Raw genomic sequence first — 25,009 nt, 5'->3', positions numbered from 1 at the left:
CTGACGTCAGGCGTCGAGCAGGCGCGCCAGCAGCCAGGCCCACCGGCAGCGCCCGGCCTTACAGACGCCTGAACATTTGTCCACAGCGTGTGGATTATTTGTGAACAGTGTCGAGCTAGCACGCCGCCGCGGGCTCACACGCGCCGCCCTTTCCCGGTGTCCGACGAGAATCGGCGGCTCCGGCGCTGCTGCGGTGGCGGCGGCGATCGTCGTGGACGAGCACGGTCACTCGTCTGCACGAGATCGGCACGGGATGATGTCGAGAAGATGTCGAGAAATCGCGGGCAAGGGAACCTCGGTGGGCGCCCGCCATCATCAGGCTTCGCGGGACGATCACGCATTCTCGTACGCCGCAAAAACTCCCATCTGCCGAAAAACGCGGAGGACGAGTGGCTTTCGTGATTGGGTCCGAGCTGCTCGAGCAACCATGGAGGTCATTCATTGATCATCGGTCTCCGAGCGCCGCCGGCCCCAGGGCCACCGGCGCTGGAAGCCGAGGACCTTTCGCGTATCGCCTCGCGCTCCGCGTGCTCTGAAAGGAACTTTCCATGCGAACTTGCTTGTCGGCAGCGACCGCCGCTGCCCTCGTGCTCCTCGGAGCGTGCGTCGTGGAGGACGCCTACGGGCCCGAAGGGGGGCTCGAGCAACAGGAAGCCTGGGATCAACCGCTGACGGGCGACGGGCTGACAGCCACGCTGACGGTCGCGTCGGACTGGGGGACCGGGTACTGCGCCGACGTCGCCATCCGGAACACGGGAACCACGACGACGACGAGCTGGCGGATCACCACGAACCTGAACGGCTCCACGCTCACGAACGCGTGGAACACCACCACGAGCGTGAGCGGGTCGCAGCTGGTCGCCACGCCCGCAGCGCACAACGCGACCCTGGCGGTGGGGGCATCGACGAGCTTCGGGTTCTGCGCCAACGCGAGCGGCCCCTCGCAGCGCCCAGCGCTCACCAGCGTGACGGCGGGTGGGTCCGGCAGCAGCAGCGCCAGCGCCAGCAGCAGTAGCAGCGCCAGCAGCACCAGCGCCAGCAGCAGCAGCAGCGCCAGTAGCAGCAGTTCCAGCAGCACCAGCGCCAGCACCGGCAGCGGCGGCGCGGGCGGGTCCGGCGGCGCGGGCGGCTCCGGCGGCAGCGGCGGCTCCGGCGGCAGCGGCGGCGCGGGCGGCTCCGGCGGCGCGGGCGGCGCCGCCCCGACCGGGCATTACCAGATGGAGGACCTCGATCGCGGCGTGGTCGCCGTCAAGGTCTCGAACGGCGTCTACGTCGGATGGCGGATGTTCGGTTACGAGTACGACGCAGCGAACCCGAGCGCGATCTCGTACGATGTGTACCGCAACGGCACGCGCATCGCGAACGTCACGAACAGCACCAACACCCTCGATACCGCCGGCACCAGCTCGTCGACTTATACGGTCCGGGCAGTCGTCGGCGGCGTCGCTCAGGCCGCCTCCCCCGCCGCCGCGACCTGGGGCCAGAACTACCTCCGCATCCCCCTCACGGCCCCCGCGGGCGGAACGACTCCATCGAAGTGCGATAACGCCGGCGAGAGCTACTCGTACTCCGCGAACGACGTGAGCGTCGGAGACGTCGACGGCGACGGGCAGTACGAGATCATCCTCAAGTGGGATCCCTCGAACGCCAAGGACAACTCCCAGGCTGGGTGCACGGGGCCTGTTTACCTCGACGCCTACAAGCTCGACGGGAAGCGCCTCTTCCGCATCGACCTCGGGAGGAACATCCGGGCGGGCGCGCACTACACGCAGTTCGTCGTGTACGACTTCGACGGCGACGGCAACGCGGAGATCGCGGTGAAGACCGCTCCCGGCACGCGCGACGGCGCGGGCGCCTACCTCAGCCGAGGTCCCGCGGCCTCCGACGACGACGCGGCGGACTACCGGAACGCCGCGGGCTACGTGCTCACCGGCCCCGAGTACCTGACGGTGTTCAGCGGCGCGAGCGGCGCGGAGCTCGCGACCGTCGCCTTCGACGTGGCCCGGGGGACGGTCTCCTCGTGGGGGGACTCGTACGGCAACCGGGTCGATCGGTTCCTCGCGAGCGCGGCGTTCGTGAGCGATCTCGGGACAGGCCAGGACGCGAGCGGCAAGCCGGCGATCCTGATGGCCCGCGGCTACTACACGCGAGCCACCGTGACCGCGTGGAGCTTCCGCGGCGGCAAGCTCACCCAGATCTGGAAGGCCGACAGCAACGCGAACACCGCCTACACGGGCCAGGGCGCCCACTCGATGGTCGTGGCCGACGTCGACGCCGACGGGGCGCAGGAGGTCATCTACGGGGCCTCGACGATCGACAGCAACGGCACCCGGAAGTGCTCGACGGCGCTCGGGCACGGCGACGCGCTGCACGTCAGCGACTTCGTCCTCTCACGCCCGGGGCTCGAGGTGTTCGTGCCGCACGAGGACGGCACCAAGCCGACCTACGACATTCACGACGCGAACTCCTGCGCGATCCTCAAGCAGGGCCCCGTCACGGGGGCCGACACCGGGCGCGGCGTGGCGGGCGACGTGCTCGCGAGCAACGCCGGCGCGGAGATGTGGACCAACTCCACGGGAGGGCTCCTGTCCGCGACCAGCGGGTCGAACGTCGGGAGCCAGCCCGCGTCGGCCAACTTCCTGATCTGGTGGGACGCGGACGAGCTGCGCGAGCTGCAGAACAACACGTCGATCACCAAGTACGGCGGCGGCTCGCTCCTCAGCTGCAGCCAGTGCGCCTCGAACAACGGCACGAAGTCGACGCCGGCGCTCACGGCCGACCTGCTCGGCGACTGGCGCGAGGAGATCGTGTGGCGCGAGTCCGACAATTCGGCGCTGCGGCTGTACACGACGACGAACGTGACGACGCGCCGGCTCTACACGCTGATGCACGACCCCCAGTACCGCATGCAGGTCAGCTCGGAGCAGACCGCCTACAACCAGCCGCCCCACCCGAGCTTCCACATCGGCGGCGGAATGGCGGCGCCCCCGAAGCCGGACATCCACGTGAAGTGACGTCGACGCCCTGACCAATTCCCTCATTCTGTTGGCATTTTATCAAAAGAAAAGATTGAACAGGGAGGCGGGGAGACGGGGAGGTTCATGGGATTTCACTCCCAATCTCCCCGCCTCCCTGTGAATTTTTCCGAAATTAGAGAGGATGCTTCAGGTCAATGCCGCGAGCTCGACAGGCGCGTCGGTCCCGTCACTTCCGGTACTGCGCGAGCGTCAGGCCGGCGTCCTCGGTGCCGTCGGCCACCAGGCCCGCCATGACCCGGGCGCCGGTCTCGTTGAAATGGGTTCCGTCGACCGTGCCGTCCGCCCGGACGAGGAAGAAGTCCTCGCCCGCCGCCACACACCCGATCGAGTTCAGGTGGGCGAGCGTCTTCGCGTTGAGATCGATGACGGCCACGTCCAGCTCGTCTCCGAGCTCCCGCATCGCCTTCGCATGGGCGCTCAGGCCGTTGCCGAATTCGTGGCTGTCCCCGGAGCACGATCGCCGCGGGGGCGGGGTGACAAGCACCGGCGTCGCGGCGCGCCCCTGCGCGCCCGTGATGTACTGCTCGAGGTACGATTTGAAGTCCGTCGCGGGGTCCAGGTAATAGGGAATGGTCTCGCCGTCGTGCTCGTACGTCGCGGTCTTGTTGCTGTCGTTCGTGCCGAACTGCACAAGGAAGTAGTCTCCGCTCTGGATGTCCTCGAGGACGTCGTCGAGGCGGCCCTCGTCGATGTACCGGCGCGCGGTCCGGCCGCCGATGGCCCGGTTCTCGACGCGCACCCGCTCATCGAAGAACTCCCCCAGCATCTGGCCCCAGCCCGCCTGGTGAAGGGCGCTGTTCACGTAGGTCTGAACGGTCGAGTCACCGGCGATGTACACCGTGACGTCCGGCAGCTCGGCGCTCCCGCCGCCGCCTTCCGAGCCGCCTGAAGCGCTCGTGGCCCCCCCGGCCGCACCGCCGCCGCCCTCTCCCGCGCCGCCCACACCCGCGGCGCTGGGGCCGGAAGCGCTGCTCGCACCGCCCGCACCGCTGCTGGCGCTTGTGCTTGCGCTGGCGCTGGCGCTGGCGCTGGTGCCGCCACCGCCGCTGCCTGTGGTCTGCGTGGCGGGGTGATCGTCGGGGTCTCCCGAGCTGCAACCCCCCGACGCGAAGCCGATGCCGGCGACGAAAGAATGAAGCACGACGGTCATGAAGATGGGCCGAATTCGCATGACGAGCTCCTGCAGGAAGACAGTGCACGACGAGCACGCGTCGGGTGCGTGCCCGGAAGGACGTACGTGGTCAACGTGGGTGATGAGAGCGCGAAGCGTCCACAAAGCACCGCTCTGTCCTCCCCACGTGCGCCGAGGCGGCTGCGATCAATCACGCGTCGTTCGATTTTCTCGCGGGCGCCTGGCCGTCGCGTCAAAGCGCAAATTTTCATAACAACGACCATCCCACGGCTCGACGCCAGGCCGACGCGACGCCGTCAGAGCTCGACGCCGAGCAGCACGCCAGGCCGGAAACGGTACCGCGCAAGGACGGTCTCGGTCCCTTGCTCGAGCGCGAGATCGTAGCGGACGCGCGCGGGATCGAGCTCGACGAAGAGCTCCGTGAACAGCCGGACATCGCGGCTCAGCGGCAGCTTGGCGACGGCGCCGGCCACGAGCACGAGCGCGTTCGAAGCGCTCGCCCCGGCGGCGACGAACGACGGCGCGCCAGCGCTGCCTGGCCGCGGCGCCGCCTCGACATGATCGAGGCCCGCGCCGAGCCGCGCGCCGAGCTCCAGCGGCGCCGCGCCGGGCGTGAGGGCGTAGAGCCAGGAGGCGCCCGCGCGGAGCGCTATCGTGCGGAGATCGAGGCCGATGCGCGGCTCCTCGTAGCGGCGCTCGAACTGGTACTGGATGCGCGCGTCGAGGGCGAGCCGCTGCCGCCCCGAGCTCCCGCCGAGCGCGACGCGAACGCCGGGGCCGTGCGTCCAGCCGAGCTCCGTCGAGTGCACCGTGACGCCGTAGAACGCCCCGAGCTCCAGCGCGCCGCGCAGCGCCGGCGCAACCTGGCCCGGCGCGCCGCCCGGCGGCGCCGCCTGGCCCGGCGCGCCGCCCGGTGGCGGTGGCGCTGCCTGGCCCGCCGGCGCCGCCTGGCCCGCCGGCGCCGCCTGGCGGAGGACGAGCGCGCGCGCCTGATCCCGATCGAGCGACGCGCGCGCGCCCCCGCGCAGCGACCGCAGCGAGAGCTCCACGACCTGGGCCACGGACTCGCGATCGAGCTCGTCGAAGCCGCCCGAGAGCTCGATCGAGCGCACCAGGAAGCGATCGGCCACGGGATCGGTGAAGTAGAGCGCGGCGCGGCGCGGATCGCTCACGTCGATCCAGCAGGAGAGGGCCACCCCGGAGGAGGCTCGCGCCTCGAAGAGCGCCGCCGCGTCGAACGTCGGCGCGACCCGGAACCGGAGCGTGAACGCGGAGAGCGCCTGAGATTCGAGCGCCGCCCGGATCGCGCCGAGGTTCGGCGCGGGGCCCGTCAGCACGATCTCCACCACCGGCGCGCCGGGCGACGCGGACGCCGCCGAAGGCCCCTCCTCGATGGCCGTGGCGCGCGCCGCGGAGAGCGCGATCGCCGCGGCGACCCCGAGCCAGATCGGCGCTCGCTCCGTGATCACCCTCCGAGCTCGGCGAGGCGGCGGCGGGCGTGCTCGACGTAGGGCGAGCCCGGGTGCTCCCGGAGCAGGCGCCGCCAGGTCTGCGCCTCGTCGCCGGCGCGCCCGAGCGCCCGCAGGGCGCGCCCGCGGCCATAGAGCGCCTCGACCGCGAGCGGGCGCGACCCGGCGACGCCGAGGTACCGGTCGAACTGCGCCAGCGCCGCGGCAGGCGAGCCGTCCTGGAGGAGCAGGCCGCCCAGCGACACGAGGGAGAGCGTGGCCTCGGGCGACGACGCGAACCCCTTCTGGAGCGCGCGGTAGAGCTCGATGGCGCGCCGGGAGCGGCCGGCGCGCCGCGCGTCGTTGGCCTCCCGGAACAGCTGCTCCGCCGTCGAGGCGGTCGGCGATGCGCTCGGCGAGGACGCCGCCGCGCTCGGCCCGCGCTCGGCCTCGCGCGGCTTCGGAGCGGCGGCCGGCGCGCGCTCCGGCGGCGCCGCTCCGGTGGGCGCCGGCGCGGCCTCGCCCTCGGACGGATCGGCCCCGAAAATCTCGGCGGCGCGCGCACGGGACACCGCCGCGCGCAGCGAGGGCTCGAGCAGGCGGGCGCTCCGCCCCATCTCCGCCGCCGGGCGCGGCTGGACGAGCGCCGAGGTCGCGAGCGACACTCCGGCGACGAGGACGGCCGCCGCGGCGCAGAGCCAGGCGCTCCGCGTCCATCCGGCCCAGCGCCGCCCCGCGAGGAGGGTCCCCGGCCGAGCGCCGCCGTCTCCGCGCCGGACGTCGTTGTCGGGCCGCACGGGCGCGCTCGCGAGCCGCACGGGCGCTCCTTCGCGCCGCCGCCGCGCCGGCGCTCCCTCGCACGGCAGGTCGATCACGGCCCCGCCGATCGCGGCGTTCGCGATGCGCGCGAGGAGCTCTGCGTCCCCGGGCTCCGCCGCGCCCGCGGCGTCGAAGTCCAGCGCGAGCACCCAGCTCATCCGGCACGACGCGCAGGTGCCGAGGTGGGCGTCGAGGGCGAGCCGGTCCGGCTCGGTCGCGACGCCGCGGCGCACCCGCGTGAGGAGCTCGCTCCGGCAGTCGGCGGTCATGTCTCCCTGCCCCGGAAGAGCTCGGCCAGCTTCGCGTTGTTGGCGAGCGCGCGCCGCAGCGCCTCCTTGCCGAGCCGGAGCCGACTCCAGACCGTGTTCGGAGAGACGCGGGCGAGCGCCGCGATCTCGTCGACCGTGTAGCCAAGCACGAAATGGAGGGCCAGCGCCTCCGCGGTCGCCTCGGGCATCCTGTCGAGCACCTCGAGCACCATCTTACGCCGCCGGCTCGAGACCGCCTCGGCGAACGGCGACGCGCCGCTCTCGTCCGGGGCCACGTCGATCGGCGCGCCCGGCTCGTCGAAGCGCGCGCGCACGCTGAGGCGCCGGCGCGCGCCGAGCGCGGTCATCACGGCGATCCGGTTGGCGAAGTGGAGCACGGTGCACTCCGCGCGAAAGGACGGCAGCGCCTGGAGCAGCGCGAGCACGGCCTCCTGGGTCACGTCCTCGACGTCGGGGTGATGCGGGCCGAGCACCTTCCGCACGCTCCGCAACATGGCGCCGCCGAGCTCGGTGATGAGCGTGCGGATGGCCGCCGGATCGCGCCCCGCGGCGGCGCGCGCGAGCCCGAGCAGCTCGTCCGCCCGCGGAGGCGCCCCCTCCGGCGGCGCGTGGAGGTCAGTCACGGGCTTTCGCATTCTGGCGACGACGGTGGAGTCCATGAGTCCCGATCAGCAGGGCGCGCAGCGCGGAGCCCGGCGGCGGTGGCGCGACTAGGGCCCTCCGGAGCGCGGAAAGCCGTCGGTGTCCCACGCCAGATCGGAGATCCGCAGCGTGGGGGCGCCGTTCGACTGCGCGTCGTAGGCGTGATAGACGTTGTAAGCGCGATCGCCGGAGAACAGCACGGCGTTGTGCCCGGGCCCTCGCCAGCGGGAGCCTCCTTCCACGACGATGCTGCCGCCGCCGGACATCATCGGTGTCCCCTCCTTGTCGACGTACGGGCCTGTGATGCTCTTCGAACGACCGACGGCGATCTTGTACGTGCTGTCCGTCCCACGGCAGCAGGCGTCGAACGAGACGAACAGGTAATAGAAGCCGCAGCGCCGGACGATGAAGGGCGCCTCGAGCGCCCCGCGGGCGTCGGGGCGGGCGGCGAGGGCGTGGAGCTCCTCGTCGGCCCGCTCCCCCGACGGGGCGAGCTTCACCATCTTGATACCGCCCCAGAAGCTCCCGAACACGAGCCACGGCGTCCCCTCCTCATCTATCGCGACGTTGGGATCGATCGCGTTCCAGTCGTCCCGCGCCGCGCCGTCGTTGGAGCAGATGGCGGCGCCGCGGTCCGTCCAGGGACCTGCCGAGTCGAGCGATGCCTTCGTCGCGTGCCCGATGCACGACCGGTTGCTGCCGAACGTGGAGGCGGAGTAGTAGAGATGGTAGGTGTCGCCGAAGCGCGAGATATCGGGCGCCCACAGGTCGCTCACGCCCGGGACCTTCTGTTCCAGCCAAGCGGGCTTCGCGTCGAACACCCGACCGGCGGCCTGCCACGCGGTGAGGTTCGACGAGCTCTTCATCGGGAGCCTGTCCCCCGTCTGGAACAGGTAGTAGCGGTCGCCGGCCTGGATGATGGCCGGGTCGTGGGTCCCCAGGTTCCCGGACAGGGGCAGCGCCTCTGGCGGGCTCGCCGGGTCATAGAGGGCATCGGCGCACCTGTCCGCGGCCCCTCCCGCGCCGCCGCTGCCGCCCGCGCCGCCGCTGCCGCCCGCGCCGCCGCTGCCGCCGACGCCGCCGCTCCCGCCCGCGCCGCCGCTGCCGCCGGCGCCCCCGGCGCCACCCACCCCGGACGTCGCGCTCGGATGGCCTCCCGCGCCGCTGCTCGCCGTGGTGGAGGAAGCGGTGGTCGTGCCGCCGGCGCCGGTGGCGCCGCTGTCCTGGCCGCCTGACCCGGAGCCCTGCGCCGAGGGCTCCGTGCTGCAGCCCGCGAGCGTTGCGACGACGCCGATCAGGAGGCTCAACGTGGGCGAGGACACCCGTCGTCGCCGTGATCGGCAAAGCGTGAGACGCATCGTGAACTCCTGAGGATCCATGGGCGGATCATCCGTCGAGGTGCTGGCCATGAGGTCGGCTCGATGTCCTCCGGGACGAGTCGTCCCGCTCTCCCACGTGGGCCGGAGCGCCCACGATCCATCATGGGTTGCTCGAGCTTCTCGTGGAGCGTCAAAAACCGTCTTTGCAGAAATTTTACACCAAGACGGCGATGCCACGACTCATCGTGCGACGCGCCGAGCTTCGTAGATGTCGGCCACCCCGCTCCGCGTCGACGCGAAGAACAGGGCGGCCCCGTCGGGCGAGAGGTGAGGATCGGTGTCGCGCTCTGCGGGAAGGTTCAGCGGCTCACCGAGCGACTCCGCCTCTTCGAAGGCCGCCTCGGTCGACGGCCGTCGCGCCCAGAACAGGTCTCCTCCGCCCTCACGGCTCGATCGGAGCAGGATCTGGCGGCCCTCGTCGAACAGGAACGGAGCGTGCTCGTCGCCCGCGCCGTCCAGCCCGGCGAGCGGGGCGAGCGCGCCCCAGGGGTCCTCCGGGCGTTCGCGCGACGCGATCGCGATGTACGTCTCGGCGCCCGGGGGCTCGACGCCGACCACGACGCGGAGCTCGGAGGGATCGACGTGGGGGGACATCACCTCGCCGTCGCCGGCGACGAGCGCGTCCACGCGGGCCGGCGCGCCCCACGGGTCGTCTCGGCCGGCGCGCTCGGCGCGCCAGATGCCCTTCGGAGCGCGCTCGCTGAAGAACCAGATCCGGAGCCCGTCCTCGGAGACGCAGGGGGTGTCCTCGACGCTATCGGCGCTGTTGAGCGCCTCCACGGCGCGCGGCGCCTCCCAGGGCGAGCCTGGCGCCGCCCGCCGCGACGCCCAGATATCGCGGCTGCCGCTGCGATCGGACATGAAGTAGATCTCGAGGAGATCGCCTGTCAGCGTCGGGTCCTCTTCCCTGGCGTCGCTGTTCAGCTCCGTCACCGCCGCCGGCGCATCGAACGTCGGCCGCTCCGGCGCGCCCGCCGCCCCCCCTCCCCCGCCCTGCCCCGGCGCGAACACGCCGATCACGAAGCGCTGGTCCTCGCACCCCGCCCCGCCGAGCGCGAGCCCGAGCCCGCACGCCACCGTGATCCCCCGGGACCGCCACCTCATCCACCCCCGTTCATACGCGCCCATGTGCGCTGGATCGAGCCCCGTCCCTGGCGACGCGGGCGGGTCGCCTCACCCGACGCCGGCCTCGCTCGGCGGCGCGACGGCCGCGTCTCCCCCGGCGGCCTGGAGCGGCACGCGGGGGAACCACAGCGCCGCGATGAAGCCGGTGACCCCCATGGCCGCGATGATCCAGAACACGGTGGTGAGGCCGGACGTGAGCGCCTCCCCGAGGTGCTGGAGGATCGACGGATCGAGGCCGCGCGCCCCCTCCGCCGTCAGGAGCCGGCTCGCGGCGTCCGCGGGGATCGACGGGTCCTTCGCGAGCTGGGCCGTCAGGACGCCGCCCATGACGCCCACCGCCACGACGCCGCCGAGCAGCCGGGAGAACATCGTGCTCGCGGTGGCGATCCCCCGCTGATCCCACGCGACGCTGCTCTGCACCGCGATGAGCAGCGCGACGTTCGACAGCCCCATGCCCACGCCGAAGACCAGCGTCGTCGCGCGGAGCATCAGCGGCGTGTCGTGCGCCCCGCCGAGCGCGAGCGCGAGCCCCGCCGTCGCCGTGACGCCGAGGCCGATCCAGATGAGCGGGCGGAACCCGACCCGGGGGATGAGCCGCCCGCCGATCGCGCTCGCGACCGGCCAGCCGATGAGCATCGGCGCGATGGCGCTGCCGGCGTCGGTGGGGGTGCCGCGGAGCACGCCCTGCACGAAGAGCGGCACGAACGTGATCGTGCCCATCATCGCGCCGCCGAGGATCGCGCCGGCCACGTTGGAGATGAGCATCACCGGGCGCCGGAAGAGCGGCAGCGGGATCATCGGCTCGGGGGCCCGGCGCTCGACCGCGAAGAACGCGGCGAACAGCGCCGCCGACGCGACCGCCGCGAGCAGCGTCGTCTCCCCGCCCAGCCTCCCCGTGGCGAGCAGCAGCGCGACAACGCCGGCGGACAGGAGCGCCGCGCCGAGGAAATCGAGCTCGTGAGGCCGCCTGTCGATGCGCTCGTGGAACGAGGTCGCCACGAGCGCGACGGACGCAACGCCGAACGGGATGTTGATGTAGAAGACCCAGCGCCAGGAGAAGTAGTGCACGATGAGCCCGCCCACCATCGGGCCGATGATGCCGAACAGCCCCCAGGCGGCCCCGAAGACGCCCTGGATCCGCGCGCGCTCCTTGAGATCGAAGATGTCACCCGAGATGGTCATCGCCATCGGCTGCATCGCCCCGGCGCCGGCCCCCTGGAGGGCGCGGAAGGCGATGAGCTGCGGCATCGTTTGCGCCGCGCCGCTCGCGATCGAGCCGAGCAGGAAGACGGCGATGCCGAAGAGCATGATCGGCTTGCGGCCGTAGATGTCCGACAGCTTGCCGCAGATGGGCACCAGCACCGACGAGGTGAGCAAGTAGGCGGTGGTGACCCAGGCGTACTGGTGAATCCCGCCGAGATCGCCGATCACGGTGGGCATGGCGGTGGCGACGACGGTCGATTCGAGGGCGGCCATGGCGAGGGCCAGGATCAGCCCGGCGACGGTGAGGGCGCGGTGCGTCTTGCGTTCTGGAGCCATGCAGGTGGTGGATGTGGTGTGGATGAGCCGGCGCGGCAAGCGGGACGCCGCGCCGCGCCGCGCGTCGGGGCGGAAGGCGCGGAAGGCGCGGCGAGCGCGCCGTGAGGCCCCCCGCCGCTCGCGCGGTCGGCGACCGCTGTCGGGGCAAGATGAGCGTCAACGTCTTGTGCAGAGAGCTCGTCGCATGACGAGCGCCCGGGGTGGGTCCCGTAGAGGGGGCGGTGCGACGGGCGAGGCTTAACCGCGCTGCTTCACGCGGCGAGCACCGACGACCGGGTCATCACCTGGCTCACGCCGTCCGTCTCGGGGTCGGCCACGGGGGCGCTCACGGGGTGCGCGAGGGCATAGCGCAAGAGCTCGTGTGTCCACGGCTCGAATATCGTGAACACCTCGTCCGCGAGCGCGATGTACCGCGCGCGCGTCTCGGCGTCGAGCGGGATGCGCGCGAGCTCGGCGTGGTCGGCGTTCACCGCGTGGCCCGACTCGCGCTCGAAATGGAACGAGCCGCAGTAGCGCAGCTGCGTGTCGAGGCGCTTCTCCAGGGCCTCCGCCAGGGGAAGCATCGCCCCGAAGAGCACGTTGCCGGTCTCTTCGATCGCCTCGATGATGACGAGCCGCTCGAGGCCCGTCGTGCCCTTGATGAGCGCGGTGAGCCGCGCGGTGAGGATCCGATTCTGTATCGTCTCCTCACCCCAGAGGAAGTGCAGCAGGTCCGTGCTCCGGCCCTCGACGTCGTAGCCGAGCTTGGACAGATCCTCCAGGTACCACGGCCAGTGATGGTCGTCCTCGCGTGTGTGGGCGTTGACCATCTCTTGGTATTTGTCCGCGGCGTGCTCCTCCCGTAATACGAATTTGTTCAGATCACCGAAGCTCAGGATGAAGTACGCCATGCATGGATAGAACGCGAGCCGCTCGCTCGGATCGAGCAGTTCGTTACGCATGTGCTCGAACAGGGGTAGACGAGCGTATGCCTGCTTCTTCTCGAAAATGTGCCGCAAGACCTGCCGCATGAGCGATCTCCTTTTCGGCTGTGGGGTGTCAGTTGGTTGAACAATCCCTCTGTTTGCGCGAACCAAGCGCCGTGAGCGCCTCGAGAGGCCTCAAGGCAAGATCACGGCGCACCGAGCATGGACGCTGCTGCTGGACCTCACCTCGGTTGAAATCCTGCGCTCTCCCCTCGCGCTGCATTCCGAGCTCGATTGCTGCTCGATTACTGGAATTTTCCACCAACCACCTCAGACGTTTCTGCAACGCTGCGGGGTGCGTCCAGCCGGTGCATCCACTGTAGCGCAAGCCCAACGTAAGTTGCACCCACAATCTTGGGATCACCATTCAAATTTGAAACAGCGGCCGGTGGGCGAACCGGCGCTGAGGTGCGATACGGCTTGCGACGTTCGCGATTGGCTGACGATTGATCCTGCGGGACGCCCGAGAGCACGTGGCGACTCAATGGACCGAATGTGGAAGCGGGCCGTGGTCATTGCCTCGTCCCATGTCTCCCCCGCCTTCCCATGGGGCGCATGTCGCGGCTCCCAGTGTTCTGGTGGGGTGCTGGCTGGTCCCACACGCGCGTACCTGAACGATGGCGAGCCGGTCACGATGGCGCGCCGGTATCGACGGCGCCGACCGAGGACGGCCGCCGCGAAGGTGCAGCCAAACAGCTTGAATGCCGGCGGTCGAGGCATGTAACTTGCCAGTTGTCCGTGAAAGACCAACACGACTCAGCTCTGATGGTGGAACCCGAGAGCCGCGCGCTCCCGAAGAGCGGACCCATGCGGGCGGAGATCGTGCGGCTGGTCCGTGAGAAGCGCTACGAGGAGGCGCTGGCGGTGCTGTACCGGGCGCGCTCGGAGTCGCCCGGCGATCGCGAGCTGCAGGCGAGCATCGAGCGGATCAAAGAGTTCCTCGCCGGCGCCTACGCCAAGCGGCTCGGCGGCCTCGATCAGGTGGCGGGACCCATCCCGGTGTCGGCGGGTCGCTCGCCCGACGCGCTCCTGGTGGCGCGGTACATCGACGGCGCCTCGACGTTCGACGACATCATTCAAATGTGCCCGCTCGGGCGGCTCCGCACGCTGCAGGTGCTGGTCGGCCTCTACACGGGGAGGGAGGTGGCGTCGCCGTTCAGCGACCGGCCGTCGGTCTCCTTCAGGCCGCAGCTGGACACGCTGCCGTCCGAGGCCGGCGCCGATCCGGGGCCGCCGACCATGCCGGAGCGCGGTCTGGATCGGCGACCGCCGGGAGCTCCCCCCGCGAGCGCGCCAGCTCCCCCCGCGAGCGCGCCAGCTCCCCCCGCGAGCGCGCCGTTCACGCCACGGGTGTACGAGACCGAGGAGGATCGGCTCTACCGCGAGGCGTTCGCCCGCGGCACCGCCGCGTTCGTGCAGCGCCGCTACGACGCTGCGATCGAGGCGTTCGAGGCGTGCGCGCGCATGCGCCCGGGTGATACGGCGTCGTCGGTCATGCTGCGCCGAGTGCGGCGCGACACGGGAGGCTGATGGCCATCGTCGTGGTCGCCGTTCCCGATCTGCGCGAGCGCATGCGGTGCATCCGCGTCATCGCCGGGCAGGCGCCGGTGAGCGCCCTCGGCGCCGCGACCTGGGAGGAGCTCGATCAAGCCCTCGATGGCGTGCAGAGCGCGGAGCTCATCATCTATGCGCCGTCGCTCCCGGGTGGGCCGGAGGACGCCGTCGCGCAGCTCCTCCGCCGCACGGCGCGGCTGGTGCTCGCCGTCAACGATGGCGTGGAGGTCCCGGGAGCGGCGAGCACCACGCGGGTGACGTGGCCCATCGCCGAGGAGACGCTCATCCTCATGGCGCACGCCGCGGGCGCGCAGTCGGCGCCGATCGGGATGAACTTCGTGCCCGTCGACTTCTTGCAGATGATCTGCATGTCCGGCGAGTCGCACGTCCTCGTGGTCAGCAACGCGAGCGCCGACGTGGGTCTGATCGAGGTGCGGCGCGGCCAGGTGTGGACGGCGTTCGACGGTCTCGGCGTGGGTGAGGAGGCGTTCGCGCGGCTCATCCGCCCTGAGATGCGTGTGCGCGTCACCCCGGCCGTCGGCTCGACGAAGGAGCGCACCATCTTCAAGGATCTGGCGGAGCTGGTGCTCGACTCGCTGCGCCGGATCGACGAAGGCAGCGTGGAGGCGCCGCCGCCGATCTCGTCGAGGCGGATCGAGATCGCGCTCATCTCGCCGGAGCAGCGCGCGGCCCGCATCAAGCAGCTCAATTCCGACGCGCGGCGCCTCTTGATGGAACGCAGCTACAGCGAGGCGGCCTGCGTCCTCATCGACCTCTCGACGCTCGACCCCGCATCCAGCCTCGTGCGCGCTAACCTGGAACAGCTACGCAAGCTCGGATACCCCAAATGACCCGATCCATCGCATTCGCCAGCCTCAAGGGCGGAGTCGGAAAGACCACCGTGGCGCTCAACTGCGCCTTCGCCTTCGCGCGCCGAGGCGCGCGGACCCTGCTCGTCGACACGGATCTGCAGGGCGCCATCGGCATGTCGCTCGACGGCGTCAGCGACCGGCCCGGCCTGGCCGCGAACCTCGCGCGAGGCGGCCCCCCGCTCGAGGGTCTGGTGAAGACCCGGCTCCCGGAGCTCTGCCTCTTGCCCATGGGCCCCGTCGACGCGCTCGATGAGGATCGCTTCGCCATCAACGCGCGCGAGGCCAACATCGTGGGGCGCATCCTGGAGCACAGCCAGCGCGACTTCGACCTCGTCCTCTTCGACACGCCGGCCGGGCTCGGCGGGATGTCGCGCATCGCGCTGGAAGAGGTGGACAGCGTCATCGCCGTCGCGCAGTGCGAGCCGCTCGCGCTGCGGGCCATGCCCCGGCTGCTCGAGCTCCTGGCGCGGCTCCGCGACATCGGCTCCGCCTGCTCCCTGCTCGGCGTGGTCGGCACCATGAGCTCGTTCCGCGATCCGGTGCTGCTGGCCTCGCTGGAGGAGCTGTGGTCCCTCTACCGCGATCAGGTCTTCGACACCGCGGTCCCGCGCGACAGCACGTTCCTCCAGGCGAGCCGCGCGGGCGTGCCGCTCGGTCTGCTCAGCCGCCGCCCTCCGGCGGTCTCCGCGGTGTTCGACAAGCTGGTGGCCGAGATCGAGGAGCGCCTGGGCTCCAATGCAGGAGGCGAGGATGACGGTCCGATCCGTCTCGTGGACTGACGCGCAGCGGGTGACCTCGCTCCTCGCGCGGGTGACCGCGACGCGGTCGCGGGAGCCCGCGACGCTCGTGACCGCCATGGGGGCAGCGCGCGCCGGCGCGCCGGGGAAGGCCGCGCCTGTGCCGGCGAAGGCCGCGCCCAAGGAGGTGAAGGAGGTGAAGGAGGTGCCGCGCCTCGTTCAGACCTCCGACAACCCGGCCGATCGGCTCGACGTGCTCGTCGCCTGGACGCTCGATCACCACCCGTGCGTGGGCGCCTTCGTGGCCGACGACAACGGCCTCACACTGGCGGCGCACGGCATCTCCGAGGCGCACGTGTCCCTCGTGGGCCCGCTGCTCTCGGCGCTGGTCGGCGTCCGCTCCATCCCCGGCGTCGACGCCACGGCGGGCGCGCTCTGGCTGGGCGCGCAGATGATGTCCTGGGTCGAGGCGCGCACGGCGCGCGGCGGCTTCTGCCTCGGCACCGTGGGCAACGAGGCTCTCTCCACGCGGTCGTTCGAGCAGCTGAAGGAGGCGCTCGAGACGACCTTGCGCGGGCTGTAGTACATCCGGGTTTTCAATGCGGGCGCGCGCGCCCAGGAGCGACGGAAGCACGATGATCGATACCAAAGTCCTCGACGCCGCAGTCCATGATCTCCGCAACATCCTCCGCGACGGGCTGCTGGCCACCGACATCTGGGAACGTTCGGCGGGCCTGTCGCTCGCCGGCTTCAACCAGCAACCGGTGGCGGTGGCCCTCTTCACGCGCATCACCGAGGAGCTGGACAGCTCGCTGCGCGACTCGAACTTCCCTCCGCTAGGGCGGTATTACCTGCTCGACATGGCGGGCAACCACACCGTGGTGGTGGTCAACCACGGGAAGCTGCTCCAGGGCATGCTGGTGGACAACAAGCGGGCGAACCTGGGGATCCTCATCTCCGTGGCCATCCCGCGCATGATCGAGACCATTGCGCACGCGAGCGGGCACTGAGCTGCTCGGCACCCCTCGCCCGCCTCGGCGCCGCTGCCCGGAAGAGCGACGCTATATCAACGACTTATTCAAAGGGACCTCCTTCACGCCACAGCGAGCTGCATCGCGCGCCGTGGACGTGGTGTGGATGAGCCGACGCGGCAAGCGTGATGCCGCGCTGCGCCGCGCGCGCCGCTCGCCGCCAGAGACCCCCACGCGGTGGTGCGGCGGCGTTGCGGTGTCATGACAGCGTGACAGCCGGCCGTCATGGCCGCGTGACAGCGCCCCTCGGAGCCGCGCGATCCCGGCCTTGAGCGGAGTGGCCTCTCGGTTGCAACGCCCCGAGCGGCCGCGCTGTCGCGCTCGCTTCGGCAGGAGCGCCATTGAGGCGCATCCTCCGCCCTGCCCAGAACGAAGGAAGAACCCATGAAGCTCAATCGATGGATCGCAGCGTGCTTTGGCGTCGCCCCTTCGCTCGTGGGGTGCGCAACCCCCCAGCCGGAGATCGAGCAAACGGCCTCCGAGGAGCGCGTCCAGGCGTCCTCGGACCGCCTCGATTTCATCGCCGCGACCCCGCCGCCCCTCGTGAACACGGCGCATGACGACCTCGCCTGGAAGCTCGATGACTACACGGGCTACCCGGCCCCGGGCGCGCTCACGCCGGGCATGATCGCCGCGGTCGTCAAGGGCAAGCACATCGTCGCGCTCGGGGCAGCCGGCTTCGCGAAGCTCCCGGAGCAGACCCCGATGACCGAAGACATGATCTTCAACATCGGCTCCAACACGAAGAGCATGACCGCCACGCTGCTCTCGATCCTGATCGAAGAGAGCCCCGCCCTCGACTGGGACACCACGCTCGCCGAGGCGCTCCCCTGGGCCACCGAGCCGGGCAAGGAGTACATCAAGCCCGCCGCGCGCAAGAACGTGACGCTGCGGCAGCTCGTCGCGCACCGCTCGGGCATCGCCTGCAGCTACGAGGTGGGCGACGCCACGGTCGACAACCAGCTGTACAGCCACCCCGATTACAGCGCCGGCTGGAAGAGCAAGACGCACCAGCAGGTGCTGAAGGAGTACGTGCGGGGGCCTTCCATCCCCGTCGGCGGGAACGCCACGGGGCTCCTCGCGGACTGCAGCGACACCATCGGGGTGTACCGCTACGAAAACGCGAACTTCACCATCGCGCAGGCGGTCATCGACCAGTGGGCCGGCATGGCGTTCATCGACTACGCCAGAGAGAAGCTCATCGACGCGCACGGCTTCGGGACCACCTACCAGACCTCCCAGGCGTTCTTCCTCGCGCAGAGCGGCTCGATCAACGGCACCGCCACGCAGAGGGCCTACTGGAATCCGTATTTCTTCAACCCCACGCACCCCTATCTGGCCGCCGGGAAGTTCGTCTGGGGCCACAACGAGGCGGGGACGCCCCACTCGGTGCTCGATCCGGACGTGGACCCCTGGGCCGTCGCGCCCGGCTCGGGCGGGTTCGCCTTCAACATCCTCGACTGGGCCCGCTACGCCATCGCCCACATGCGCGACACCTCGCCTGCCTTCACCAACGTCCACGCGCTGGACTTCTCGAGCTACAACTACGGATGGAGCTCCGGCCCCCGCTGGACCAGCGGCGGCATCCAGTATACCGGCCTGTGCCACTCAGGCTCGATCACGGGCATGCGGTCCAAGATCTGCGTCTACCCCGAGCTCGACATCGCCTATCTCTCGTTCGCGAACGGCGGCCCGGACGCGGGGGCGGCGAACGAGAACGTCGTCACCTGGATGGCGAGCCAGCCCGCCTACGCGCGGACCACGGGCGGGTGCAAGGACGACCCGGACCTCGTCGCGGGGGTGCAGCGCTTCTGGGACGACGAGATGTTCGGCTGCGCCGGCAGCGTGACCTACCCCGACCGCGCGGACCTTTGCAAGACCGGCTATCACGTGTGCAGCGCCGCGGAGTTCGTCGAGAAGAACAGCTATGGCTCCACGAACGCCGAGGCGCCGAAGCACCACTACTGGACCGACGACAACCTCAAGTACACCGGCGTGGGCTCGGGGAGCTGCTCCGCGGCGCCGGCCGGCATGAGCTGCGGCGCCAGCACCCCCATGCGCGTGTGCTCCCCCGACGGCGTCGATCCCGAGGGGAACCAATGCAACTGGGTCAACTGCGGCCACGGCGACAGCACCCAGAACCGCTACTTCGGCGGCTGCGCGGGCAACACCACGGCCGGCACGCTCTGCTGCAAGAGCTGACCGGCCACGGGGCCTGTCGCCGCTCCTCCAGCGCGGCGGGCCTCGGAGCGGCGCGCTCGAGAACGGGCAGCTCGGCGACATGAGCCACCTGACCAGCACGACCTTGCCTCGAAGGGCGCCGGCGTGCGCATCGGATCGCGCGCGTCGTTCCGTCCGACATGCCGCGCGCGTCCGCCCGAGCTCGTCCGTGTCGCCGGTCGCTCGCGTGGATTTGCGCCGGAGCGGCAGCCAGCGCCGCGCACATCTACCGTTCGGGCGACAGCGTCGTCATAACGACCCAATCCACCGTTTACCGCCGGCTCGCGCGTCCGCCGCCGAGCGCACGGTGTCGAGCGGATCACGGAGCGAGAAAGCAGCATGTCCGGAAAGGAAGCCCGCTCGAAGGAAGGTAGGCTGATATCGACACTCCAGCGCTTGCTCGAGCTCCCGGCGGCCGACCTGAGGCAGTCGCTCAACGAGGCGAGTGAGCTCCTCGTCAGCGCTCTCGGCGCCGACAAGATCGATATCTTCCTCTTCGACCCCGGCAGGAACACGCTGCGTGCGCTGGGGACGAGCAACACGCCCATGGGCCGGCGCCAGCGGACGCTCGGGCTCGACATCCATCCGGTCGCCAACGGCGGCTCGATCGCCCGCGTCTTCACGACCGGCGATCCCCACATGACGGGGCATGCGGACCAGGAGCCCGGCGAGCTGCCCGGCCTGGTCCACGAGCTCGGCGTGCGATCGCACATCGCGGTCCGGCTCGCCGTCGACGGCGAGCGGCGCGGCGTCGTCTCTGCTCACGCTGCCGCGCCGGAGTTCTTCTCCGACGAGGATCTCCGCTTCCTCAGCGCGATCACGCACTGGATCGGCGCCCTGACGCACCGGGCGGAGCTCGTCGAGCAGGTCACCTCCGCCGCGCTCGCGCAAGGCCGGCGCCAGGCCGCGGAGGAGCTCATCACCGTGCTGGCGCACGATCTGCGAAACTACCTGACCCCGCTCATGGGCCGCCTTGGTCTGATCCGCCGGCGCGCGGAGGTCGACGGCCGGGCCGACGATCTGCGCGACGTCGACCGCGCGACCGCCTCGGTCGCCCGGCTCGGCCAGCTCATCTCGGATCTGCTGGACGTGGGGCGCATCGAGCAGGGGCTCTTCGAGATCGTGCCTGCGCCCATGAACCTCGCCTCGCTGGCGCGGGACATCGCCGCTGCCCTCGGGACACCCAGCGTCGAGATCCGCGTCGAGGGCCCACCCGAGCTCGTCGTCGTGGCGGACAGGGATCGCCTCCGCCAGGCCCTGGAGAACCTCGTCAGCAATGCGATCAAGCACTCGCCCCCGGGAAAGTGGGTCCTCATCAAGCTCACCAGCGAGCTGATCAAGGGAATGGAGCACGTCCACGTCGACGTCATCGACCGCGGACCCGGCGTGCCTCCGGAGCTCCTTCCCCGCATCTTCGACCGCTTCGTCGCGAGCGGCAATGCGTCGGGGGTCGGCCTCGGGCTGTACCTGGCGAGCAGGATCGCAGCCGCCCACGGGGCCACGTTGGTCGCGAGCTCCCCTCCTGGAAGCGGCGCGACGTTCCGGCTGAGCATGCGTGCGGGCGGCCCCCCCGCTTTTCGGGACGAGCCCTGATCCCGATGCGGCACCGGCGCCGACGCCCCTCGCGCCGGCATGCGCCGCGGTCCGCGCGCGGTGGCGGGCGCCTCCGGCTCGGCTACACCGCGCGGATGCTCCGCCGGCTCCGCGCATGGCTCGACCGCGCGCTCTCGCCCCGCGCGCCCGCGCCGCCCGACCTCGCCGAGATCGGGGCGCCCGTGGCCGGGCCACCCGAAGGGGCGCCCGAGCCGCCCGGCGACGACGACGTCGTGGTCATGCCGATCGAGGACGCGATCGACCTGCACACGTTCGCCCCGCGCGACGTCGCCTCCGTGGTCGAGGAGTACCTCCACGAGGCGCAGCTGCGCGGGTTCCGCGAGGTGCGCATCATCCACGGCCGCGGCAAGGGCGTGCAGCGCCGCGTCGTCCGGGCCGTCCTCTCGCGCCACCCGGCCGTGGACGGCTTCCGCGACGCCCCGGCCTCCCGCGGCGGGTGGGGGGCCACCGTCGTGTGGCTCAAGGCGGCGGGCGGCGACCTCTCGCCCTGAGCCGCCGGCAGGGCCGCCTCTGGACGAGCACAGGCTCGCGCGTAAGATGGCGCGCATGCCGCGCCCCCCCGCCACGCCCGACGACCCCGGCCCGCCGAGCCTCGCGGCCTCCACGGAGCCCCGCATGGCGAAGGGCGAGGTGCTCGCGGTGCCCCGGATCGAGCTGTGCGTCGAGCGCGAGGGGGGCAAGCCCGCGAGCCGGGCCATGGTGCTCGACGGCGATTTCATCCGCATCGGCTCCCACCAGAGCAACGACCTCGTGCTCGCCGACCGCGCCGTCTCCCGCTTCCACTGCATCCTCGAGCGCGTGAAGTCCACGTTCCGGCTGACGGACGTCGGCTCGCTCAACGGGACGACCATCGCCGGCGTCCGCGTGCGCGACGCCGACGCCATCCTGCCGGAGTGCCGCATCGAGCTCGGCGAGTCGGTCGTGCGCATCCGCGACGCCGACGCCGTCGCCGAGACCGAGCTCGCGCGCGCGGTCAGCTTCGGGGCGCTCCAGGGCGTGTCGGTGCCCATGCGGCGCCTCTTCCCCGTCCTCGATCGCGTGGCGAAGAGCGCGCCCGACGTGCTGATCGAGGGCGAGAACGGCACGGGCAAGGAGGTCATCGCCACCGAGCTCGTCCAGCGCGGCGCCCGCGCCGACAAGCCGCTCGTCATCGTCGACTGCGGCGCCATCTCGCCGAGCCTCATCGAGAGCGAGCTGTTCGGCCACGTGCGCGGCTCCTTCACGGGCGCCACGCGCGACCGCGCCGGCGCCTTCGAGGAGGCCGACGGCGGCACCGTCTTCCTCGACGAGATCGGCGAGCTGCCGCTGGAGATGCAGCCGAAGCTCCTCCGCGCCCTCGCCTCGCGCGAGGTGCGCAGGCTCGGCGAGAGCCGGGTGCGCAAGGTCGATATCCGGGTGATCGCCGCCACGAACCGGCGCCTGGAGCGCGAGGTGAACAGCGGCAGGTTCCGCGAGGACCTCTATTACCGCCTCTCGGTGCTCACCGTGCGCGTCCCGCCGCTGCGGGAGCGCAAGGAGGACATCGGCCTCCTCGTCCACTGCTTCCTGAACGAGCTCGGCGCCATCGACAAGGTGCACCTCTTCGCCCCCGAGGTCATCGAGGACATGAAGCGTTACGACTGGCCCGGCAACGTGCGAGAGCTGAGGAACTACGTCGAGCGCCGCGTCGTGCTCGGCGAGGGCGCCTCCATGGGGGCGGCGCCGCCCGAGCGCAGCTCCGCGCCGCCGGGCGCCGCGCCCGAGGAGCCCGCCGCGAACATCGAGATGCCCTTCAAGGAGGCGAAGGACGCGATCATCGACCAGTTCGAGCGGCGCTACCTCGCCGCCCTGCTGGAGTGGTCGAACGGCAACGTGAGCCGCGCCGCGCGCAAAGCAGGGCTCGACCGGATGTACCTCCACCGCCTCCTCCAGCGCCACGGGCTGCGCCGCGCCGCCGCCCTCGACTGAGCCGGGCATGCCGGGCCACATCGGGGCCAGCCCGAGGCCACCACCCCTGCGATAGAAAAGGGCGCAGCGGTGCTGCACATGTCACAGTCGCGTCGCAATGGCGCGATCCGTCCGTGTGCGCAACCTCGCAAAATCTCTGAATATTTCAGAAACCGATCTGCTCCTCTGGCTCGCGGAGCATGCGCCAGCGACGGAGCTCCGCCACCCCGCGGACTTCCTCCCGGCGGAGCTCGCGGGCCAGGCGCAGCAGGCGCTCGGTCGCCCCCCGCCGTCGGCGCCGGCGGAGGAGCGGGTCGAGCGCCGCTGCGCCGAGTGCGCGAAGCTGCCGCCGAAGGCCGGGCTCCGCGTGGTCGAGGTCGGCGCCGACGCCGTCTGCGACCTCTGCGGCAGCTCGGCGAACAAGCGGGCAGCGCTCGCCATGATCGGCGCGTTCCACGCGCGCGGGCTGCGGAGGCTGCTCGTGGTCGGCGGCGGACCAGGCACGTCCGAGGACCTGCGGCAGCTGCTCGCGGGCGAGGTCGAGATCCGCATCGTGGACGGAGAGGGTCACCGCAATGCGACGAAGGCCGACGCCGATCTCCGCTGGGCGGACGTGGTCGCGGTCTGGAGCTCGACGATCCTCTCGCACAAGGTGTCGAAGCTGTACACCGATCAGCGCGCCAGCTTCCGCGACAAGCTCGTCACCGTCCCGAGGCGCGGCGTGGCCGCGCTGTGCATGGCCGTCACCGAGAAGGTGAGCGCGCCCGCGGGATGACCGGCGCCCGGCCGCCTTCCGCCGGGCGGCGCTTCACCCTTGCTCGGAGCGGTTGTTCGGCGAGCGCAAGCGCGAGCGCTCACGCGGGGCGGCTGCTCAGCCGCACCCGACGGAAGGTGCGCCGCGCGTGGGGCACCCAGCCCTGGAAGTGCCAGCGCGCGGCCATGACCAGCCCGCGGACCCACTCGTCGGCGGCGTAGGCGACCCAGACGCCGGCGAGCCCCCAGCCGAGGTGGACGCCGAGAAGCCAGGACAGCCCGACGGCCACGGCGAACATCGAGAAGACGCCGAACCCGACCGGGAAGCGGGCGTCGCCGGTGGCGCGGAGCCCGTTGATGACGACCAGGTTGAGCGTGCGGCCCGGCTCGACGAGGAGGGTCAGCCAGAGCAGCCGGGAGCCGGTGGCGATCACCTCGGGATCGCGCGAGAAGAGGCCGAGCAGGTGGGGGCCGAGCAGCGCGGTGGCGATCACCAGGCTCACGCACACGCAGAACCCGATCGCCAGGCCGCCGCGCACCAGGCGATCGGCGCCCTGCAGATCGCCGGCGCCGATGTGGTGCCCGACCACGATCTCGGTCCCGAAGCCGATCGCCATGCCGAACAGGAGCAGGAAATGCATGATCTGCATCGTGTACGTATGGGTGGTGAGCGCCGTCGGCCCCATGTTGGCGACCATCGCGAGGATGATCATGAAGCTGATGCGATAGACCACGTTCTCGCCCGCCCCCGGCAGGCCGATGTGCAGCATCTCGCGGAGGCGATCGGGGCGAATGCGCCAGAAATCCTCGAAGGTCGGGCGGATGCCGAGGCGCGAGATCCAGAGCTGCCGGTGCATCCAGAACGAGAGCGCGCGCCCGACCACCGCGGCCAGCGCGAGCCCCATCATGCCGAGCCCCGGAGCCCCGGCGACACCGAACATGAGCGGCAGGCTGAGCGCGAGCTGCACGATGTACATGATGACGATGAGGCGCAGCGTGTCGCGGGTGTGGGTGTGCGCGCGCAGCACCGAGCCCATCGAGAAATTCACCGCGTCGAACGCCAGCATCACGCCGACGGCGATCAGATAAGGCTCCGCGATCGGGAACAGGGAAGGCGGCAGGCGCATCAGCTCGAGCAGCGGCCTCGCGCCGATCGCGATGACGGCGAAGCTGAAGACGCCGAGCCAGAGATTGGCCGCGAGCGACGCCCGCGCGACCTGCTCCGCCCCGGCGCGGTCCCGCGCGCCGAGATACTGGGTGACCACCACGCTCGCGCCGACGCTGACGAAGCGAAAGGTGATCATGAAGGTCAACATGATCTGGTTGGACAGCCCGTACGCGGCGGCGGCCTCGTCCGAGAGGCGGCTGACCAGCCATACGCCGAACACGCCGACGAGCATGTGCAGCAGGTTCTCGCTGAAGATGGGCCAGGTGATCTCCAGCAAACGCGGGCGAGGGAGAGCGGGGGCAGGTAGGACCGATTGCAAAGCGCCGCATCCTACTCTGCCGAGGGGCATCTCGCCATGACGGAACACGGCCGCGCGGGCGCCGTCGCGCGGTCTCGGGAAGTCCCGCGATGTCCGGCGATGTCCTGCGCTGTTCGCAGCCGTTCCCCGCTGTTCCCCGCTGTTCCGCGCGGTGTGGTCGCGCGTCGCGCGTCGCGCGGCCGCGGGGCGCGGTGGTACGCGGAACGAAGGTTGGTGCCGCTGTCGCCTATCTCCTCACGGTCCGCGCGATCGCACGGAAACCTAGCGAGGCAGAGCGAAACCGAGCAAGACCGAGCAAGACCGAGCAAGACCGAGCAAGACCGAGCAAAGACCCCCGACTGCCCCGCGCCTCCCCCGGTGGCGCAGATGGAGAGGAGGGCTTCCGTCAACGCACGCAAGAGCGTGCTCTCGCTCGCATCCTTGCATGGTTGTCCCTTCCCGTGTCCCCGCGGTTCGATT

The 25,009-nt window shown here is 71.1% G+C and carries 20 protein-coding genes; 11 read left to right on the top strand and 9 right to left on the bottom strand.

Annotation, left to right across the window (positions count from 1 at the left end; all coding sequences use genetic code 11):
- Positions 1–548 precede the first annotated feature (548 nt).
- Positions 549–3,014 carry a cellulose binding domain-containing protein gene (locus WMF39_RS08090; RefSeq protein ID WP_437744973.1) on the top strand — a complete coding sequence of 822 codons (2,466 nt, stop codon included), beginning with the start codon at positions 549–551 and terminating at the stop codon, positions 3,012–3,014.
- Positions 3,015–3,204: 190 nt separating this feature from the next.
- On the opposite strand, the gene WMF39_RS08085 is transcribed toward WMF39_RS08090, so the two are convergent.
- The 8 genes from WMF39_RS08085 to WMF39_RS08050 all read right to left on the bottom strand — a co-directional run bounded on the left by WMF39_RS08085 (position 3,205) and on the right by WMF39_RS08050 (position 12,332).
- Entirely contained in the window at positions 3,205–4,209 is a 1,005-nt protein-coding gene (locus WMF39_RS08085; protein WP_437744972.1) for a rhamnogalacturonan acetylesterase, read from the bottom strand.
- 257 nt (positions 4,210–4,466) lie between these two features.
- Positions 4,467–5,639, bottom strand: a complete 1,173-nt coding sequence (locus WMF39_RS08080; RefSeq protein ID WP_437744971.1) for a hypothetical protein — start codon at positions 5,637–5,639, stop codon at positions 4,467–4,469.
- Entirely contained in the window at positions 5,636–6,706 is a 1,071-nt protein-coding gene (locus tag WMF39_RS08075) for a tetratricopeptide repeat protein (RefSeq protein WP_437744970.1), read from the bottom strand. Before WMF39_RS08075 ends, WMF39_RS08080 begins: the two co-directional genes overlap by 4 nt.
- Positions 6,703–7,329 (bottom strand): RNA polymerase sigma factor, encoded by a 627-nt coding sequence (locus WMF39_RS08070; RefSeq protein ID WP_437550779.1) that lies wholly within the window; start codon positions 7,327–7,329, stop codon positions 6,703–6,705. The genes WMF39_RS08075 and WMF39_RS08070 overlap by 4 nt, the downstream gene beginning before the upstream one ends.
- 87 nt (positions 7,330–7,416) lie before the next feature.
- Positions 7,417–8,655 (bottom strand): arabinan endo-1,5-alpha-L-arabinosidase, encoded by a 1,239-nt coding sequence (locus tag WMF39_RS08065; protein WP_437744969.1) that lies wholly within the window; start codon positions 8,653–8,655, stop codon positions 7,417–7,419.
- A 252-nt stretch (positions 8,656–8,907) separates the two neighbouring features.
- A complete protein-coding gene (locus WMF39_RS08060; protein WP_437744968.1) occupies positions 8,908–9,831 on the bottom strand; it encodes a TolB family protein in 924 nt (307 codons plus the stop codon).
- 69 nt (positions 9,832–9,900) lie between these two features.
- Positions 9,901–11,391: an MDR family MFS transporter gene (locus tag WMF39_RS08055; RefSeq protein ID WP_437744967.1), complete on the bottom strand. Its 1,491-nt coding sequence runs from the start codon at positions 11,389–11,391 to the stop codon at positions 9,901–9,903.
- Positions 11,392–11,642: 251 nt separating this feature from the next.
- Positions 11,643–12,332 carry a hypothetical protein gene (locus WMF39_RS08050; RefSeq protein WP_437744966.1) on the bottom strand — a complete coding sequence of 230 codons (690 nt, stop codon included), beginning with the start codon at positions 12,330–12,332 and terminating at the stop codon, positions 11,643–11,645.
- 831 nt (positions 12,333–13,163) lie between these two features.
- On the opposite strand from WMF39_RS08050, the gene WMF39_RS08045 reads away from it, so the two are divergent.
- The 10 genes from WMF39_RS08045 (at position 13,164) to WMF39_RS08000 (ending at position 23,085) form a co-directional block, all read left to right on the top strand.
- Positions 13,164–13,886 carry a TRP-like protein gene (locus tag WMF39_RS08045; RefSeq protein ID WP_437744965.1) on the top strand — a complete coding sequence of 241 codons (723 nt, stop codon included), beginning with the start codon at positions 13,164–13,166 and terminating at the stop codon, positions 13,884–13,886.
- Positions 13,886–14,761, top strand: a complete 876-nt coding sequence (locus WMF39_RS08040; protein WP_437744964.1) for a DUF4388 domain-containing protein — start codon at positions 13,886–13,888, stop codon at positions 14,759–14,761. Before WMF39_RS08045 ends, WMF39_RS08040 begins: the two co-directional genes overlap by 1 nt.
- The gene (locus tag WMF39_RS08035; RefSeq protein WP_437550767.1) at positions 14,758–15,561 is read left to right on the top strand and encodes a ParA family protein; all 804 of its coding nucleotides are present in this window, start codon (positions 14,758–14,760) and stop codon (positions 15,559–15,561) included. Before WMF39_RS08040 ends, WMF39_RS08035 begins: the two co-directional genes overlap by 4 nt.
- The gene (locus WMF39_RS08030; RefSeq protein ID WP_437744963.1) at positions 15,533–16,102 is read left to right on the top strand and encodes a hypothetical protein; all 570 of its coding nucleotides are present in this window, start codon (positions 15,533–15,535) and stop codon (positions 16,100–16,102) included. Before WMF39_RS08035 ends, WMF39_RS08030 begins: the two co-directional genes overlap by 29 nt.
- 52 nt (positions 16,103–16,154) lie before the next feature.
- The gene (locus WMF39_RS08025; protein ID WP_437744962.1) at positions 16,155–16,529 is read left to right on the top strand and encodes a hypothetical protein; all 375 of its coding nucleotides are present in this window, start codon (positions 16,155–16,157) and stop codon (positions 16,527–16,529) included.
- Positions 16,530–16,934: 405 nt separating this feature from the next.
- Positions 16,935–18,752: a serine hydrolase domain-containing protein gene (locus tag WMF39_RS08020; RefSeq protein ID WP_437744961.1), complete on the top strand. Its 1,818-nt coding sequence runs from the start codon at positions 16,935–16,937 to the stop codon at positions 18,750–18,752.
- 357 nt (positions 18,753–19,109) lie between these two features.
- The gene (locus WMF39_RS08015; RefSeq protein WP_437744960.1) at positions 19,110–20,363 is read left to right on the top strand and encodes a GAF domain-containing sensor histidine kinase; all 1,254 of its coding nucleotides are present in this window, start codon (positions 19,110–19,112) and stop codon (positions 20,361–20,363) included.
- A 95-nt stretch (positions 20,364–20,458) separates the two neighbouring features.
- On the top strand, positions 20,459–20,875 hold the full coding sequence (locus WMF39_RS08010; protein WP_437744959.1) for a Smr/MutS family protein: 417 nt from the start codon (positions 20,459–20,461) through the stop codon (positions 20,873–20,875).
- A gap of 55 nt (positions 20,876–20,930) precedes the next feature.
- Positions 20,931–22,331, top strand: a complete 1,401-nt coding sequence (locus WMF39_RS08005; RefSeq protein ID WP_437744958.1) for a sigma 54-interacting transcriptional regulator — start codon at positions 20,931–20,933, stop codon at positions 22,329–22,331.
- A gap of 115 nt (positions 22,332–22,446) precedes the next feature.
- Positions 22,447–23,085: a hypothetical protein gene (locus WMF39_RS08000; RefSeq protein WP_437744957.1), complete on the top strand. Its 639-nt coding sequence runs from the start codon at positions 22,447–22,449 to the stop codon at positions 23,083–23,085.
- 79 nt (positions 23,086–23,164) lie between these two features.
- Here WMF39_RS08000 and WMF39_RS07995 read toward each other — a convergent pair whose 3' ends face one another.
- The gene (locus WMF39_RS07995; RefSeq protein ID WP_437744956.1) at positions 23,165–24,508 is read right to left on the bottom strand and encodes an MATE family efflux transporter; all 1,344 of its coding nucleotides are present in this window, start codon (positions 24,506–24,508) and stop codon (positions 23,165–23,167) included.
- Positions 24,509–25,009 lie beyond the last annotated feature (501 nt).

Origin of the sequence: Sorangium sp. So ce1504 (assembly GCF_051521635.1) — a bacterium.
In the GTDB taxonomy this organism is placed as follows: Bacteria; Myxococcota_A; Polyangia; order Polyangiales; family Polyangiaceae; genus Sorangium; species Sorangium cellulosum_B.
Note: the sequence above shows the minus strand (reverse complement) of the source record. Positions and strands in the feature narration are given on the sequence as shown.

Excerpts from the sequence above, each read along its gene's own strand:
- WMF39_RS08045 (WP_437744965.1), top strand. The coding sequence starts at position 13,164 with ATGCGGGCGGAGATCGTGCGGCTGGTCCGTGAGAAGCGCTACGAGGAG.
- WMF39_RS08055 (WP_437744967.1), bottom strand. The coding sequence starts at position 11,391 with ATGGCTCCAGAACGCAAGACGCACCGCGCCCTCACCGTCGCCGGGCTG.
- WMF39_RS08075 (WP_437744970.1), bottom strand. The coding sequence starts at position 6,706 with ATGACCGCCGACTGCCGGAGCGAGCTCCTCACGCGGGTGCGCCGCGGC.
- WMF39_RS08040 (WP_437744964.1), top strand. The coding sequence starts at position 13,886 with ATGGCCATCGTCGTGGTCGCCGTTCCCGATCTGCGCGAGCGCATGCGG.
- WMF39_RS08035 (WP_437550767.1), top strand. The coding sequence starts at position 14,758 with ATGACCCGATCCATCGCATTCGCCAGCCTCAAGGGCGGAGTCGGAAAG.
- WMF39_RS08085 (WP_437744972.1), bottom strand. The coding sequence starts at position 4,209 with ATGCGAATTCGGCCCATCTTCATGACCGTCGTGCTTCATTCTTTCGTC.
- WMF39_RS08030 (WP_437744963.1), top strand. The coding sequence starts at position 15,533 with ATGACGGTCCGATCCGTCTCGTGGACTGACGCGCAGCGGGTGACCTCG.
- WMF39_RS08050 (WP_437744966.1), bottom strand. The coding sequence starts at position 12,332 with ATGCGTAACGAACTGCTCGATCCGAGCGAGCGGCTCGCGTTCTATCCA.
- WMF39_RS08015 (WP_437744960.1), top strand. The coding sequence starts at position 19,110 with ATGTCCGGAAAGGAAGCCCGCTCGAAGGAAGGTAGGCTGATATCGACA.
- WMF39_RS08090 (WP_437744973.1), top strand. The coding sequence starts at position 549 with ATGCGAACTTGCTTGTCGGCAGCGACCGCCGCTGCCCTCGTGCTCCTC.
- WMF39_RS08005 (WP_437744958.1), top strand. The coding sequence starts at position 20,931 with ATGCCGCGCCCCCCCGCCACGCCCGACGACCCCGGCCCGCCGAGCCTC.
- WMF39_RS08060 (WP_437744968.1), bottom strand. The coding sequence starts at position 9,831 with ATGAGGTGGCGGTCCCGGGGGATCACGGTGGCGTGCGGGCTCGGGCTC.
- WMF39_RS08025 (WP_437744962.1), top strand. The coding sequence starts at position 16,155 with ATGATCGATACCAAAGTCCTCGACGCCGCAGTCCATGATCTCCGCAAC.
- WMF39_RS08020 (WP_437744961.1), top strand. The coding sequence starts at position 16,935 with ATGAAGCTCAATCGATGGATCGCAGCGTGCTTTGGCGTCGCCCCTTCG.
- WMF39_RS08010 (WP_437744959.1), top strand. The coding sequence starts at position 20,459 with ATGCTCCGCCGGCTCCGCGCATGGCTCGACCGCGCGCTCTCGCCCCGC.